General features: G+C 62.3%; 16 protein-coding genes. 12 read left to right on the top strand and 4 right to left on the bottom strand.

The annotated features are described in order from the left end of the window. Positions 1 to 36: 36 nt before the first annotated feature. The 11 genes from AC3WLX_RS01630 (at position 37) to AC3WLX_RS01680 (ending at position 11,091) form a co-directional block, all read left to right on the top strand. A complete protein-coding gene (locus tag AC3WLX_RS01630; RefSeq protein WP_151650246.1) occupies positions 37 to 531 on the top strand; it encodes a hypothetical protein in 495 nt (164 codons plus the stop codon). 19 nt (positions 532 to 550) lie between these two features. Beyond that, a complete protein-coding gene (locus AC3WLX_RS01635) occupies positions 551 to 1,339 on the top strand; it encodes a metallophosphoesterase (RefSeq protein ID WP_291619769.1) in 789 nt (262 codons plus the stop codon). An 83-nt stretch (positions 1,340 to 1,422) separates the two neighbouring features. Further along, complete coding sequence (locus tag AC3WLX_RS01640) at positions 1,423 to 2,010, top strand: hypothetical protein (RefSeq protein ID WP_028136460.1); 588 nt, start codon at positions 1,423 to 1,425, stop codon at positions 2,008 to 2,010. Further along, complete coding sequence (locus AC3WLX_RS01645) at positions 2,007 to 4,082, top strand: AAA family ATPase (protein WP_162006318.1); 2,076 nt, start codon at positions 2,007 to 2,009, stop codon at positions 4,080 to 4,082. The genes AC3WLX_RS01640 and AC3WLX_RS01645 overlap by 4 nt, the downstream gene beginning before the upstream one ends. Next, a complete protein-coding gene (locus AC3WLX_RS01650; RefSeq protein WP_028136462.1) occupies positions 4,079 to 4,345 on the top strand; it encodes a hypothetical protein in 267 nt (88 codons plus the stop codon). Before AC3WLX_RS01645 ends, AC3WLX_RS01650 begins: the two co-directional genes overlap by 4 nt. Next, positions 4,346 to 5,221, top strand: coding sequence for a tyrosine-type recombinase/integrase (locus AC3WLX_RS01655; protein WP_028136463.1), 876 nt, complete (start codon positions 4,346 to 4,348; stop codon positions 5,219 to 5,221). 487 nt (positions 5,222 to 5,708) lie between these two features. After that, complete coding sequence (locus AC3WLX_RS01660) at positions 5,709 to 5,915, top strand: hypothetical protein (protein ID WP_028136464.1); 207 nt, start codon at positions 5,709 to 5,711, stop codon at positions 5,913 to 5,915. Further along, positions 5,908 to 6,672: a hypothetical protein gene (locus AC3WLX_RS01665; protein WP_028136465.1), complete on the top strand. Its 765-nt coding sequence runs from the start codon at positions 5,908 to 5,910 to the stop codon at positions 6,670 to 6,672. The genes AC3WLX_RS01660 and AC3WLX_RS01665 overlap by 8 nt, the downstream gene beginning before the upstream one ends. Beyond that, positions 6,666 to 9,023, top strand: coding sequence for an integrase catalytic domain-containing protein (locus AC3WLX_RS01670; protein WP_028136466.1), 2,358 nt, complete (start codon positions 6,666 to 6,668; stop codon positions 9,021 to 9,023). Before AC3WLX_RS01665 ends, AC3WLX_RS01670 begins: the two co-directional genes overlap by 7 nt. A 6-nt stretch (positions 9,024 to 9,029) precedes the next feature. Beyond that, on the top strand, positions 9,030 to 10,025 hold the full coding sequence (locus AC3WLX_RS01675) for an ATP-binding protein (RefSeq protein ID WP_028136467.1): 996 nt from the start codon (positions 9,030 to 9,032) through the stop codon (positions 10,023 to 10,025). 10 nt (positions 10,026 to 10,035) lie between these two features. Continuing rightward, positions 10,036 to 11,091 carry a TniQ family protein gene (locus AC3WLX_RS01680; RefSeq protein ID WP_028136468.1) on the top strand — a complete coding sequence of 352 codons (1,056 nt, stop codon included), beginning with the start codon at positions 10,036 to 10,038 and terminating at the stop codon, positions 11,089 to 11,091. Here AC3WLX_RS01680 and AC3WLX_RS01685 read toward each other — a convergent pair. The 4 genes from AC3WLX_RS01685 to AC3WLX_RS01700 all read right to left on the bottom strand — a co-directional run bounded on the left by AC3WLX_RS01685 (position 11,012) and on the right by AC3WLX_RS01700 (position 14,228). Further along, positions 11,012 to 11,326, bottom strand: coding sequence for a hypothetical protein (locus tag AC3WLX_RS01685; RefSeq protein ID WP_151650248.1), 315 nt, complete (start codon positions 11,324 to 11,326; stop codon positions 11,012 to 11,014). The two genes, AC3WLX_RS01680 and AC3WLX_RS01685, sit on opposite strands and share 80 nt — an antisense overlap. A gap of 429 nt (positions 11,327 to 11,755) precedes the next feature. Then, the gene (locus AC3WLX_RS01690; RefSeq protein WP_291619756.1) at positions 11,756 to 12,295 is read right to left on the bottom strand and encodes a 4-hydroxylaminobenzoate lyase; all 540 of its coding nucleotides are present in this window, start codon (positions 12,293 to 12,295) and stop codon (positions 11,756 to 11,758) included. Continuing rightward, positions 12,274 to 13,044, bottom strand: coding sequence for a nitroreductase (locus AC3WLX_RS01695; RefSeq protein ID WP_492334446.1), 771 nt, complete (start codon positions 13,042 to 13,044; stop codon positions 12,274 to 12,276). The genes AC3WLX_RS01690 and AC3WLX_RS01695 overlap by 22 nt, the downstream gene beginning before the upstream one ends. Continuing rightward, positions 13,020 to 14,228 carry an ABC transporter substrate-binding protein gene (locus tag AC3WLX_RS01700; RefSeq protein ID WP_492334447.1) on the bottom strand — a complete coding sequence of 403 codons (1,209 nt, stop codon included), beginning with the start codon at positions 14,226 to 14,228 and terminating at the stop codon, positions 13,020 to 13,022. The genes AC3WLX_RS01695 and AC3WLX_RS01700 overlap by 25 nt, the downstream gene beginning before the upstream one ends. Before the next feature lie 226 nt (positions 14,229 to 14,454). On the opposite strand from AC3WLX_RS01700, the gene AC3WLX_RS01705 reads away from it, so the two are divergent. Next, on the top strand, positions 14,455 to 15,432 hold the full coding sequence (locus AC3WLX_RS01705; protein ID WP_492334448.1) for a LysR family transcriptional regulator: 978 nt from the start codon (positions 14,455 to 14,457) through the stop codon (positions 15,430 to 15,432). Positions 15,433 to 15,531 lie beyond the last annotated feature (99 nt).

Consider the following 15,531-nt stretch of genomic DNA (forward strand, 5'->3'; position numbering starts at 1 on the left):
GAATGGCGTCAACGGCTCACCGATAGGTTTCCCGAATTGTTCGACAGCGCCAGGGTCGGCGGGCATGTCCCCGGCCTGTCGCTGGTGGATGATGGTTGGCGGCACATCGTGTGCCGAGCCATCGCCCGGATCGCGACGGCGGTCGGCACCTCGCCACTGAAGATCACAGCGATCTCCAGGCGATCTGGAGTGCTGAGGCTGGATTACGACCGTTCCTCGTCGATCGCGCGTCTGCCGGATATCGAGGCCGCGATCCAGTACGCCATCGCGCTGGCGGAGGCCGGTTCGGCGTGCACGTGCGAGCGGTGCGGCCGCGAGGGATGTCTTCACCAAGTCGGCTCGGAACTTGTCACCGCGTGTGTGGCGCATGCGAACGGGGTGAAGGTGCGCGAGGTGCGTGGCTTCGAAAACCTGCATGTCGTGCGGTCGTTCGACGGCAAACGTCCGGGGCCGATCATTCTTGGTCGTTATGACCGGATTACCGACGTCTTCGTCGCGGTCGATCCGCGCTCGCTCCCGGCAAAGGAGTGAGCGCGTGCGCATCTGGACCATGAGCGATCTCCATATCGAAACCGCGAGGGGCTGGGACCTGCCCTCTCCTTCGAAGCGGCCCACCTATGACGTGTTCGTTTGCGCCGGCGATCTCATGCCGGGCTTCGCGCGGGGCGTGAAGTGGTTGGCCGAGCGCATCGACGACCATCCGGTCGTGGTGGTAGCCGGCAATCACGAATTCTTTGGGCGAGACATCGACCGCGAGATCGAGAAGGCCCGCGAGGCCGCCTTCGGCACCAACGTCGTCGTACTTGATGACGAAGCCAAGTTGATCGGCGGCAAAGGCGGCGTCCTCATCGCCGGCGCCGTCGGGTGGACCGACTTCGACCTGTACGGCACGCCGGAGAAGTCCATGCTCGCGGCCGCCGCCAGCATGAACGACTACCGTCGGATCCGGACGGATCGCTATGCCCGGCGTCTCCGTCCTCGAGACACGCTCGCCCGCCATCGCAAGACCCGCGAGTTCATCTCGTCCACGTTCGGCGGGCCGAAGACATCGAAGCGGCTCCTCGTTACCCATCATCCCTTCCACGCTTTCGGCGGTCGGAGCCGTCCGGCGTCGACCACGGACGAGCAGGATCTCTTGGGCCCGGCCTACGCTTCGCGCTGCCCCGAGATGTTCGCTGTCGGTCTGGACGCGGCCATCAGCGGGCACACGCACGTCAGTTTCGAGCTGGCGGTCGAGGGCGTGAAGCTCATCGCGAACTGCAAGGGATACGGTCCCTGGGACGCTGTCTCGCGCTGGGAAAACGATGACTTCGATCCCTGCTTCACGTTCGACATCTAGGAGGACGCGATGGACGACGAGATCACCCCCGCGCCGCACGACAACGGCTTCTACTCAATCCAACCTTCGACCGGACATGAGCCATGCGCTTCGACCACAGGATCCGCCCCCGATCTGCCGATTTCGTTTCGCCAAAGGCTTCACGACCGATTCCGCACGCTGGCGGGATCGTCAGGGACGCCTTGCTACAGGCAACGTTGGACCCCGAGATTCTTGAAATCGGCTTCCTCGGGACGGCGGGGACCGAAGCGCGGCCGGTAGATCTTCAAGTCGTCACCTTCCGGACAAATGCCGGCTGGCGGTATCTGGACATCGAGGTCTGCCGGCCGCTGCGGTCGCTCGGGGAAGCCGATGCCTTCGATCGGGAACTTCGGGCACGCGGCCTGGCGCCCTACACATTGACCGGAGCGGATATTCTCAAGGAGCCCCGCTTCTCCACGGCTCGCGCGATCTGGACGTACCGACGCTTTTCGGTCCCGCCGGACATGCGTCACCGGCTGCTCGCGGCCTTGGCGGAGGACGGGCCGATGTCGCTCCATCATCTCTGCACTTTGGTACCCGGACCTCTCGATCCGTTTGCGTCGGTGCTATCGCTCGCATGCCGCAACGAGGTCGAGATCGACATTTCGACGCCGCTGAGCCGGTCGACGACCGTGAGGTCTCGCTCATGACCGGAGGGTTCTCCAAACTGCGGCACGGTATGTTGCCCGCTCCGGAAGACGATCCGGAGATCACCGACCTAGAGGCAGCGATCGAAGGTCCACCGGATGAAGTTCCCGTTCGCCGCTCCGATCGACCTGACGCGCGGCTGAATGCGAAAAAGGTTCGCGGCGCGATCGTAGCCGAGGCTTTTCGGCGGGCCGCCCCTCCGTCGTTGAGGCGAGCCATTGCGGCGGGACGCCCGGTTGTGAGCGTGGTTCAGGCCCCCTCCTCGGCATGGATGGAGGCGGTCGACGAATATCTGAGCGAGGCTCGCGTCATGACTATCGCACGCGCCGGCTCGAACAAGTCGATCGACGTCAATCAGGTCGGAAACGAAGAGGTAGCGAAGTGCCTGGTTGCCGGACGCAGCTTCGTCGGGATATCGACGGATCCGCAGCGTTTCTTGCCCACCACTCTCCTGCTGTCGGCCGACGTTACCGTGAAACTGGTTCCGCCCGACGCCAAGTCGGTGCGCGTCCTTCTCAGAACGTTGCTGCCACCGATGGGACGCATACCGAGCAGCCGCATCGCCGACACATCGGGTCTCGACCTGAACGATCTGGTTTCCATCTTCAGGAGCGGCTCGACGGCTTCCGACGCGTTGGAACGGCTTGCGACCCTCGCGATGCGCCGGCGGCAGAGCTCGCCCCATGTCGAAGGTGCGCCGATCCTCTCTAACGCGATCGAGTTCGGCGGTGCCGCCCAAATTTTCGGCCTGAACTTCGTGAAGGATGTCCAAGATTGGAGGCAAGGATCCATTCAGTGGGCGGAAGCGGACCACGGCGCGATTCTGCATTCAGAGCCGGGCCACGGTAAAAATTTTTTCGTAAATTCTCTCGCCTTGGCGGCAGGCACCGGCCTCGTCGTCGCGAAGATCTCGGATTTTTTCGCCGAACGCGAAGGACACTTGGGGGATGTCGTCAAGTCGCTCAGGGCCGTGTTCAGCAGGGCTCGAGCGGAAGCGGCCCGCTTTGGGCCGTCGGGGCAGCGCGGGTGTCTTTTGGCATTCGACGAACTGGATGAACTGCCTTCTAGAAACCGGATGTCGCGGCACAACGCCGACTTTTTTTCGGTCGTCGTAGGCGAGATGTTGACGAGTTTGGATTCCGTCATGTCCGACAATGAGAGCAACGTCGGACTGTGCGTGTTGGGAATGACCAACCGGCTCGACGCCATCGATCCCGCGCTCCTGCGCCCCGGGCGCTTCGAACGCACGATCGAGATTCCTCGCCCCGACGCGGCAGGCCTGGCCAACGTCCTGCGATATCATCTTCGCGGTACGCCTCTCGAAGGAGCGGATCTGTCATCCGCGGCGCTTCTGCTCGAAGGTATTTCCCCGGCCGAAGCGATGGAGGTCGCAAGATTGGCGCGGCGCGCCGCAAGGCGTGCCGGCCGGCCTTTGAACGTCGACGACCTCGTCAGGGAAGGTAGCGGGCCGGCACTGCCCCAGACGGTCTTGCGTCGCATCGCCGTACATGAGGCGGGCCACATGGTCGCCTGCTTCGCGACCGGGGGCAAACCTCTCAGCGCCAGGATTCTCAACCGGGGACATATCGGTGGCGACGCCCGCCTGAATTTCGAGGAGAACCAAGTGTGGACGCTCGATCGTCTGGAGAACCATATCGTCTTTCTGCTCGGGGGTCTCTGTGCAGAGAAGGTGATCCTTGGTTCGGTTTCCACGGGGGCCGGTGGCACTCAGAGGAGCGACCTGGCGATCTGCACGTCGCTGCTCGCGGCCGCCTTTACGTCCACGCCCCTGCTCGGCAGGCTCGTCTACCGCTGCGCCGATGGCGAAGCGCTGGCCATGGTCAGTAGAGATGCGGCGCTCGCCAAGCAGGTCGACGACCGACTGAAAATGCTCGAGCGGCGAGCGACCGGGATAGTCATGCGGCACGCGGCCGCCGTCGTCCGGATCGCGGACGCTTTGGTAGCCAGACGTTACGTAAGCGGCGACGAAGCGAAGGATCTCTTCCTGGGCCGAGCGTCGGTCCGCCAACCAGTCGCAGCCGTCGCGAACAATACGCCGAGGAATACCCCATGATCCGCATCCATATCGAACTTCTGCCGGGAGGCTCGACGCATCTTCGGCGCTCCATCGCGAGCGTCCGGATATCCAATCTGAGCGATCTGGCGGACCGATCCGACTACGGCATCGACGTGCTGGAGGCCGCCGACCCGCTCACGGGCACCCCGCCGCGGCTCGCCAGCACCAAGGTGTTCGACCACTACCGACGGCAGTCGATCTGGGCGTTGCTGGCCAAGGTAGTGGACGCCATCGAAAGCGCCGATTTCGTGGAGCTCTGAATGAAAATCCGGTCGCCCACGACGTCGCCATTTGCTCCGGAGAGCTCGGCCTGGTTGAACGGCTTGAGAGATGCGGATGCATCGGCGTCGACGATCGACTGCTATTCGCGGGACATTCGGGATCTTGCAGCTGCGCTCGGCTCCGACGGGGTAGCCGCGATCGCGCGGATCGACCAGTCGGTCGTCGATGGCATCGCGGCCACCTGGGCTGCGACCGGGACGGCGCAGTCCACCATCTTTAGACGCTTCTCCGCATTGCGAAGTTTTGCCCGCTTTCTCAGCCTGGAGCGTTCCTATGACTGCTCGAAGCTGCTGAGCTGCCGCTTTCCGCCCTGCGGCAGGGTCCGCCGCGTGGCCGTAAGCGACGACGTCATCGAGATCATGCTCGCAGCGCCAACGGGGGATTGCGACGAGTCATGGACATACGCGCGCGATCACGCTGCGCTTCGCTTGGCTGCATCATCCGGACTCACGACCGCCGAGATGGTCGGCTTGAATCGAGGCGACTACAATCCGCGGCTGTCCACGGTCAGGGTAACGGGCTCCCATCTTAACGGGCGGCCTGGCATCGTTTCGCCGGAGGCCAAGGAGTGGCTGGAGCGGTACCTGCGAGCACAGCCCTTCGAGCTTACGCCGAGCGCACCTTTGTTCGTTACGTCGCGGGGGACCCGCTTCAGCGCGAGATCGCTTCAACTGGCTTGCCGCCGGCTGCGACAGGCGACTGGAGTCGGTCCGGACGCCGTGCCTACGTCACTGCGCAACGCTCTCGCCGCGAACCTGGTCCGCTCCGGTGCGGCGCCCGAAGTGGTGGCAAAGACCTTGGGCATCGGCGTCGCCGCGGCGTGGCGCTACTTCGACGCGCCGGAGATGCTGTGATGTGCGCAGCGGCACGAATGCAGGAAAAACGCAAGAGCGCAAAATCTGGCGACAAACGTAGAGCGGTCCTGAGAATTTCTAGGAAATGCTCCGAAACGGCTCGAAGAAATCCACGGGATTCATTTCGCTAGGATTCCGGAAGGCCGATGGTATTCAATGAGATACGCCGCAGCGGCGACATCACGGGGATAGCGGAATGATCTAGTCAACGGACTATGCGCGACCGGAGCGGACTCCAGTCGCGCAGGTATCGAAGGATCTTCGGACCACGCCCGCAAAGCCGTTCCGAGAGATCCAAGTCCGCAAATCCGGACGAAAGTCCGGCATCGCTCGGCAGTAACGACCAAGAAGAACTCTTGGACGACAGGAGAATCGCACGTCCGATTCCAAGTCGCAAGCCCTTCTTGAATCCTTTCCGCCGAACAAAAGTCTCGCTGGGTATCGCTGCGCGAGTCCTTCGGACACGGCAAGAAAGGTCTGCGACAAGGTGCGTTCCGTCCATAACCATCTCTCCCCGATCGTCGAGCGCATCTTCGGTGCCATCGATCACGCGTTCGGAATCCCGACGCGGGTCTATCGCGACAACTCGCGCGAATTCTACAGCCTCAGCACTCTGGACTCTTTTGTCCAAGAGCAGGTCGATCTCGTTTGCGCAGACCTGCGCAAACGCCCCGACGAGGACACCGATGCCTAAGAAGATCGAGCGCGTCTGGACCGCCCTCTGCGACGGCGTCGAGGTCTTCCGCCTCGAAGCCAATGAGGCGACGCGCCGCGTGATCACTGGCCGCCGCAATCACGTCGTCGGCGGTCACTATTCGATGAAGATGAACGCCCACATCGTCCACGAAGGCGGCATCGAAGAGCGCTTCGTCCGGGTCTGCGACTACGTGCTCGGCGTCAAGCGGATCTGGGCCCAGCCGGAGACGATCCGGATGAACGTCTTTCCTGAGTTCGCGAACGAGATCTACACGCCCGACTTTCTCGTCGAGCACGACGCCGGCTTCGTCCGCTACGAAATCAAAGAGTGGCGCGAACTTCGTCCGCCGCGGCCGGCCGTCGGCGACGAAAAGGCGCAGAGGCGCTGGGATGACGCGGTCCTGCTCCGCGCGCGCCTCCGTCGCATCCGCGAGGCCTACCGGCGGGCTGGCCTTCCTTTCCGCGTCATCACGGAGCGCGGCATCGGCTTGCGTTGGGGGGATCGCGACGTCGTCGACGAGATCGCGGCCAACGACCGCTGGGACATCGAACCGGAGGAGCTCGACCGGCTCGTCACGGCGCTGAACGATGCCGGCGGCTCCCTGCCCCTGTCGCGCTGCCAAGCCCTCTTCGAGGAGGCGCCGCATCCGCGCGGCGTCGTGCTGTCGCGCATCCCGGAGCGCATCGTCTACATCGACCTATTCGCCCCGATCCGCCCCGAGACGATCGTCTACAAGGGAGCGATCTCATGCTGAAAATTCTCGATGCGAGGGAGGCCGCCGCCTTGTCCACGCCCGTGGACGAGGAACCGCGTCCCACCATCGACTACCTTCTCTTCGATAACTTGACGCCCAACCAGACTGTTCTCATCGACAGCAAACCTCACCAGTTCTTCAAGAAGATGGAGGGCGAAGGCCCCCACCTCCTCATCAACCACCATACCGGCGAGACCGCGCGCTTAACAACGACCCGGCTGATCGAGCTATTCCAGGAGGGGCGCTACTACAACCCTCTGAGGAAGCCGCCTCTGGTCGACGAGAAGAAGAGTATCGACGAAACACGCGCGTTGATCGGCAAGGTTTACCACACCCTCAACGCCAAGCCGCGCGGACGCGCGGCCGGCATCTGGCGTTACGTCGGCGCGTTCATCAACGAGATGCTCATCGCGCCGCCCGGGAAGCCGTTCTACCAGAACCATGCAAACGCTGAAGCGATCATAGAACGGGTCGACGGTACGATCGACCTCGAGAACCGGAAGCGGCCGCAAGGGAAGCAGATCAAGAAGCCCAAGAAGACGACGCGAACGGTTCTTCGCTGGGTGGCCGCCGAACTGGTGCACGGCATGCAGGAAGCCACCTTCGTGCACAAGAATGCGATCAAGTCCCGCGAGCAGAAGCTGCCCAAGGAGGTGTTTTCCATCATCTCCGCGACCATCCGTTACCTGGTCGAAATCTCGGCCGAGTTCGGCCCGACGAAGATTCAAATGTTCGCGAACCAGAGGATCGATGGCCGCAACGCGGAGATCCGGATCCGCAACGAAGAGATCAAAACGCTCATCGAGAACGGCGAACTTTCGGAAAGGCAGTTGCTCGATGAACTTCCGACCGTCGGTTTGACGACGGTACAGGTTCAGTACCGTCGTTTCGACGCGTGGATCAGGCTCGCAAAGGAGCAAGGTGTACAGGCTGCAGATCTTCAGTTCGGCGGCCAGGGAAGTTTCGAGCGTCCCAAACGCATCCTGGACGTTGTCGAGTACGATCACCACCAATTCGATTTCGCGGGCATCTTGGGCGAGACCCCGTTCGGTCGTGTCTGGTCGAAGGCCGGAATCGACAGGTTCTGGATTTGCCTCGGTTTGGATACCTACAGCGGGTACCCTGTCGGATTTTTTCCGTCGTTCGAACCAGGCGGGCTTTACCCAGCACTGGCCGCGATCGATCACGGGATCAAGGTCAAGACTTACGTCGATAAGCGATTTCCGCAGATTCGCGGATCTCTCCTGAGCTACGGCAAGCCAAGAAAGATCCGGTACGACAACGGGAAGGAGTTCGTTTCGGAACAGATGGCGCTGGCCTTGGCCCGCGTCAGGATCGGGTTCGAGATGGCGGTGCCCCATCAGCCGGACACCAAACCCTATGTGGAGCGGTTTTTCGGAACGCTCGAGTCGGATTTCGTGTCGTGGCTTAAGGGATCGACCGGATCCAGTCCGCAAAAGCGAGGCGCGCGCAAACCACTGCTCGACGCGTGCATCACGATCGACGACTTCATCATGCTGTTCCACCTCTGGCTGATCGAGGTCTACGCCCGGCGCAAGCAGGAAGGAATGGACTGGGACACTCCGGAAGAGCGGTGGCTCCGAGGTGCGTCGAGCGATTCTAGCCGCCCGCAGCCGCTCACCGCGGACGAAGCCAAGAAGTGGGACTTGATCCCGAGTTTGGAGTTGAAGCTTACCGCGGGCAAGGACGGCATCCTCTGGAACAACCTCGTCTATCAGTCACCGCAAATCCAGGCGATGCGAGCCCGATCGGGCAGCATGGGAAAGAGAAAGCGCACGAACACGCCAGTCACCGTGCGCATTCCGCTGGCGAACGTAGGCCGCTGCGTGGTGATCGATCACACTAGCCGCTTCCCCGGTAACGAACACCTCCCGGAGGAGTTCGTGGTGATGTCGACCGACGAGGAGGCGCACGGCCTCACAAAATTCCAGTGGGAGGCGCTGAGCAAACTGCGCCTCGCAAAGAAGCATGCCCCCACAGAGCATCCCTCCCACAGGGTCGGATTCAACCACCTCCTCGAGGAAGCACTGAAAGCTATGGGCGCGGTCCCGACCGGCGAGCGGCCTCCGGCGAAAGCCGTGCTCTCGAACGGGTACTATCCCCGTATAGCCGGTGTCCTCGGTCGAGGCGCCGAGGAGCATGCGCTCGCCGTCACCGATGAGTTGATCGAGAGGACCGGAATCTTCAGGCCGGCCTCCGCGACCGAAGAGGTTGTCCCGCCGCCTCCCGTTCATGCTGCTCGCGCAGAAGAGACATCCGCAAAGGATACGTCCGCACCGCGCAAGAAGCTCCGGTTCGGGGTGGACGCGCCGATCATCAGGTCGCAGTAAGCGCAAATGTCCGATCTGGAAAATATCCTCAATTCTCCGCTTGTTTTGAGCAAGCTCGACGACATTAGAGGCATCTTCGTGAGGCATACGAAGGCCGAAGAAGCGCGGGAGATGGTCTTGTTGTCGCTCGCGTTCGCCAAGCGCTTGCGCGAAAACTCGAGCACGTATCTCATCGGCTGGTCGCGTTGCGGAAAGAGTGAGATCGTCAAGCGAATGCTCACAGAACGCACCGGCAAGCCCGTATCGAAGGAAAAAATTCAGCTGCTTCAGGGCAACGGAAAGCGCTACCTGTACGTCGACCTCATGGGCGGATCGACGCCGCGGATATTGGCCCGGAAGATCAACTTTAAGATCTTCAACGATCGGCTCAGCCTGCGACTCGGCGAGGAGGAAGGCACCGACGCGCTCATCGCTAATCTCAATGACAACGAAGTGGACGCGGTCTTCCTAGATGAGGCGCAGAATCTCGCGGAGGACGGTGTGAAGAAGCTGGCGAGGTTCATTCTGGCGTTCGAGAACTCCTGCAACGCGCCCTTGTTCGTCGTGGGGCCCCCGGTCCTGACGAAGATGATGGTCAAGGCGGACGCGATGGGGCAGCGGTCCGGCGGCATGAAGATCCTTTCGCCCTTCGGCTTCGCGAACGACGCCCAACGGGAGGAACATGCGGCGTTTGTGGCCGCCTTCTCGGATGAGCTTCCCTTCGAATCGAACTGGTTTAAGGAGAACGAAGACGACCACCACATGCTGCGTGCGACGTTCTTCGCACAGCGCGGACGTCCCGGCCGACATTCGCTGCTGGTGGAGGCGGCGGTACCTCACGCCTTCATGCGGACCGGCGGGGTCGAGCCGAAGGAACTGACGAAAGAAGACATCGCCGCGGGTTTCGATCGCGTCTTTCTCAGCCAGGAGATCATGCAGGGCCGTAACCCATTTCGAGGCGAAGACTACAGCAGGCTTCCTTCGTTCCCGCTCAGCGTGGAACTGGAAGCGACCACCGAGTAGGTCCGACACGATGATTCCGAACACGCCGTGGCTCAAGACCGTATCGCAGTTCGACGACGAAGCCATCGCTTCCGTCGCGGTCCGGTTGGCTCCGATGGGGCGCATCGACGCCGACAAGCTGCTCCGGCTTCATCTCGACATGCCCTGGGAGTCAGTCTCGGCGATCGCCGGCAAACCCGAGGCAGTCGCCGAACTGGCAGCCTTGGGTTCGTTCGATCTCCAAAGGCTCTCGATCGGCGCTTATAAAATATTCAAAGATCGCATCGAATTCCTTGGTCGCGAACTGCCCGTGGGTTGGTTCTTGCCAGAGCGTCGTAGGGTCGCGCCCGCTCGTTTGGCCGCGGACGGCAACGATGCTCGCATCAGGAACCGCTGGCTTGTCTCGGCCTTTCCTTGCGACGTCGAGAGCGGCGAGGTGCTGCTCGACAGATGCCCGTCGTGCATCAACCTGTTGGGCTGGAGAAATATGACCAACGTTTGGTCCTGCCAGATCTGTGACTTCGACATGCGGACTGCGAGGCCAAAGGCCTGTCCGCATGAAATCGTCGCCGCTGCCAAGGAGCTGGCCGACTACATCTTTGACTATGATCTTAGATTGCCGGGTCCTCTCGGCGACCTGTCGTCGGTGGACATTCTCAAGCTCAGCGGATGGATGGCCTACTTTAGAGCTATTCCTCAGGAGCTCTTCCTCGGCATCACCGTGAAAAACGCCGCCGCAGGATTTTCGCAACTCAAGCGATGGCCTTGCTCGTTCGATGAGATTGTCCTCGACCTCCTCGGGGCCTCGACCGCAGCCGACCTGGCTGTCGGGGATACGATCTCGCGCTATAAGGCCGCCGCGGGGATCATGGCCTCCATCGACCGCCTGCCCTCGCTCAATGCCCGCGATATCCTGAAGTCACGCCTGATGGAACTTCTGCACCTCGGTCACGGCTTCGCCGAAGCCTTCCTCAACGTAACGGAACCGGTGCTGCCGCTCGGGCTCGCTATTTCAGGGCTCGACCGTCGACGATCGAGTAAAGCCGCTCGAGCCAAGACCGACCGAGGTCTAATCCCGTCGGATTGAACACGTAAACTTTGCCCTCGCGCGTCTCTTTCTCCGCAACCAGCCCGATGGTGTGCAGGATTTCCATCACCTCGACGATGCGAGCGGTGGAGGTGTCCAAGACCAGCAGCAGATCCCCACGCGAGCAAGGACCATGGGCCAAGGTTTCAAGGATCTTGCGGGTATTGACATTGGCGAGGGCCTGGAACACCCGCGTCAGAAAAAGCTGGTTGTTAGGATCGTCAAAGTCGACCATGCCAAACCTCTGTCGGTTAGCACGCCACGACTTCCGAGCGCGCTGCGGCCTAGCGAGACCGCGCTCTTAACCCGACCCTAAAGCGCCCGAAAGTCAACGGAACGGCCATCCGGGAGCCGGGAAAACCCACCTCTTTTGGACGTGTCAACAGTGCCAAAATGGAGTTTCAGAAATGACGGCAGTGCCAAATTTGAGTCTTGAGTGCCAAAATCTGCTAACTGCATGAAAAAAAAGACTGAACAAACCTAGGCACATAGCGTGTGGATAAATCGGCTCTAGTGCCAAAATCTAGCGCGGATTACATGGCTGTCTGGTTGCAAAAATCCCTCCCACCTGTCGATGGTCCGCGTCGCAGCGGTGGCTGCGTCGCGACTCATCGCAGCTGAGCAGCCTCTCGGGATGGAGCGTCCGAGCGCTTCTGGTTGGCCATCAGGACGGCGCCGCGAAGTCATAGGAGATGCGTCCGGCGGGTAGATAGAACAGCGCGATGACGGCGCCGCCGCGGACCTCGGGATAGTGGCGGCTGCCGGGATCGGGCGCGGTCCAGCCGGGCCCCTGCCAGCCCTGCAGGCCCTTCAACTCGGCGCCCTTGTCCAGCGGTACGACCAGGTTCAGCTCCCCGTATGGATGACCATGATACTGCCCGCGCAGCACATCGTGGTCGTCCTCATCCTTGAAGCGGCGCGGATCGGCGCTGTTCATGTAGACGGCCGTGATGCTGAACTGGAACGTCTCGGGCACCGGTTCCAGAATGCGGCTGCGCCGGTAGTTCGGACCTTCGACCTCCTGGTTGGCAGCCCAGCCTTCGTCGATCCCGAGCCTGATCAGGCGCGCGAGGTCCTGGTAGAGCTGGCTGCCCTCGCCGTATTTTTGATTGAGCCATCGCTCCATCGCCGCGCCCGGCGTCATGTCCTTGACCTCGCGCAGAAACGGAATGCTGCGCTCGATCAGCTCGTCTCGGCTTCCCATGGCCTTGTTCCTTCCATTTGACGTGCACTCTGTTCTTCGAAGCCCGCGAAAGAGGCGAACTCGGCGAGGTCGGCGCGTGGCATCAGCCTGCCCTTGGCGGCGTCCCTGGCGCGGCCGATCGAGATGCCGCAAACGACCATCTGTTCGGTTGGGATCGAGAGCAGCTGGCGCAGGATCCGGTGGTATTTCGAGAATGTCTCCTGCGGGCAGGACTGGAGCCCGTGGCCTGCGGCAGCCAACAGCACATTTTGGACGAACATGCCGAGGTCGAGCCAGCTTCCGACCTGCAGGCGCCGATCGATCGTGACGATCAACCCGACGGGCGCGCCGAAGAATGCATAGTTCTTGGCGGTCTGGTCGTTTCTTGCCCCGAGATCGGTCTGGGCGATGCCGAGCGAGCCATAGAACAGCCGGCCAAACTCCTGGCGGCGTTGCTGGTAAGGTTCGGGCAGGTCGCTGGCGTAGTAGCTGTACTCCGACACGTGCTCGTCGCGGGCGGTTTCGTGCGCCTCGCGCAATGCCCCAGACACCTTGTCCTTGGTTGCGCCCGCCAACACGTAGACGTGCCAGGGCTGAATGTTGGCGCCGCTTGGTGCGAACCGCGCCACGCGCAGGATCTGCTCGATGGTCCCTCGCCCGATCGGCGCGTCCGCGAAGTCGCGGCACGCAAAGCGGCCTGCAATGATCTCGTCGATCGGGCTTCGTGCAGCCGCGCCCGCGCCGGTCATGGCTTCTTCAGGAGCGGACATCCGCCCTGCTCCATTGGCCGGAAAGCCTCGTCACCAGGTATCGTTGCCAGCAACTCATAATAGTCGAACTTGTGTTTCGACTGCTCGGGCGTCTTGACGCGAAACAGATACATGTCGCGGACCAGCCGGCCGTCCTCGCGGATTCGCCCATTCTTGGTCATGAAGTCGTTCACGGGCATGTCGCGCATCCTGGCGGCGACGGTCGGCCCGTCCAGCGTACCGGCTGCCTGGGCCGCCTTGAGATAGTGCATTACCGCGCCATAGGTGCCGGCGTGGATCATGGTCGGGACCTTCTGGGTCTTGGCGACGAAGCGCTTCGACCAGGCCCGCGTGTCGTCGTTCAGGTCCCAATAGAACGCCGAGCTCAGCATCAGGCCCTGGGCGCTCTGCAGCCCGAGGCTGTGAATGTCGGCAATGAAGACGAGCAGCCCGACCAGCTTCTGCCGTTGCGTGATGCCGAATTCGCCGGCCTGCTTGACCGCGTTGATGAAATCGCCACCGGCGTCGGCCAGCGCGATCACGTCCGCCTTCGACGACTGCGCCTGGAGCAGAAAGGATGAGAAATCCGGCGTGTTGATCGGGTGTTTCACCGCGCCAGCCACCTTGCTGCCCATGGCATCAACGACCTTGCGGCTGTCAGCCTCCAGCTGAGCGCCGAGGGAATAGTCGACCGAGATGAAGTACCATGACTTCGCTCCGAGGCGCGACACTGCCCGCGTCGTTCCCTGCGACAACGCATAGGTGTCGTAAGTCCAATGAATTCCCGTCGGCGAGCATTCGTCGCCGGTCAGGCGCGACGTGGCGGCGCCGGTGGCGAGGAACAGCTTCTTCTTGTCGCGCGTGATGCCCTGCACGGCCAACGCGACGGCAGAATTCGGCACATCGAGGATGACCTCGACGTTCTCGTTCTCGATCCAGCGGCGGACGATCGTGCCTCCCACATCGGCCTTGTTCTGGTGGTCGCCTGAAACGACCTGGATGCTGCGGCCGAGCATCTGACCACCGAAATCGTCGACGGCCATTTGCGCCGCGACCACCGAGCCTTGGCCGCCATTGTCGGCGTAGAGCGAAGACATGTCGGTGAGGACGCCAAGCTTCACCGGACCATCCTGCGCAATGACCGGCAGCGGTAACAACACCAGTACAAGTGCAAAAACGCCGATCGACTTCCCGCAAGATCTCATTGCCCGTCTCCTCCAGATCCGGCGCCGGGATCATGACGGGATCGTGCGATTGCGGAAGTGAAACTCTTGCAGAGTGATCCTGAGCCGGCTTCATTTTGGTGTCCGAGCGGCCGGGCTTCGGCGCTCCGGGGCCCTGCTCGGTTGCGTCGGCTGCGTGGTTGGCCTTAACTGCAAGCGATCGCTGTAACGCAACGGCGCGCGATCCGCCTCGAGACCGGTGCTGCGCGTGGCTGTTTCCTTCAAGACCCTGGACCTGAACCTGCTCAAGGTCTTCGACGCCGTGATGGAGGAGCGCAGCGTGCTGCGGGCAAGCCAGAGGGTGGCGCTCAGTCAATCCGCCGTGAGCCATTCGCTCGCTCGTCTCCGCGAGATGCTTGAAGATGATCTGTTCGTGCGCACAGCAGCCGGCATGCAGCCGACGGCGCGCGCATTGACGATGGCGCCGCAGATTCGCGAGGCACTGCGATCGCTCGAGGCGGCGGTCGAGCAGCCGCGCTTCGTTCCAGCGGCTTCCACGCGTCAGTTCACCCTCGCCGCCAACGACTTCACCACGATGGTGCTGGCCTCCCCGCTCCTGAAAATACTCAAGGCTGAAGCGCCGGCGATCGATCTGATCATCAAGCCGGTGACACGGATCGACCTCGCCGAGCAGATCGACCTTGGCCGCATCGATGTTGCGATCGGTGTCTTCTCGGATCCGCCGAGCCGGTTCCGCAGTTCGCTGCTGTTCGAATATGACGACGTGCTGATCGTCGGCGGCAAGCGCAAGCTCGGCCGGATCACCAACGCGAGCCTGGCGCGTATGCCGCTGGTCGTCGTGTCCTTCGGCGGCGAGCAGGAGGGAGCGATCGGCGGCTTCATCTCCGAGCGCGGCCTCGCCAGGCGATCGGAAATGTATGACCGCGCAGCCCTGGAACGAGCCCTGTCCGAAAGCGACCAGCCACCGCGCATCGCGGTGTCGCTGCCGCATTTCCTTGCCCTGCCCGCCCTGCTCGCAGATTCCGAACTGGCGGCCATCGTGCCACGTCCGTTGGCGCGGGCGTTCGAACGCGCACATGCCATCATAAGCTACGAGCTGCCTTACACCACGAGCCCGGTCGAAGTCCGGCTGTTGTGGCACGAACGTATCGAGGGCGAGCCAGCGCATGACTGGCTTCATGACATTCTCAGGCGCGCGACCGAAGACCTCCGGCGGGGACGCTGACGAGCTGAAGACGCTCGCCCGTCGGGCCATCGATAGGTCAGGCGCGAGGTCCCTCGCCTGACCGACGCTTTAGCCGCTCAAGCCAGGTAGGTCACAATT

The organism is Bradyrhizobium sp. FW305-F6 (assembly GCF_058782905.1).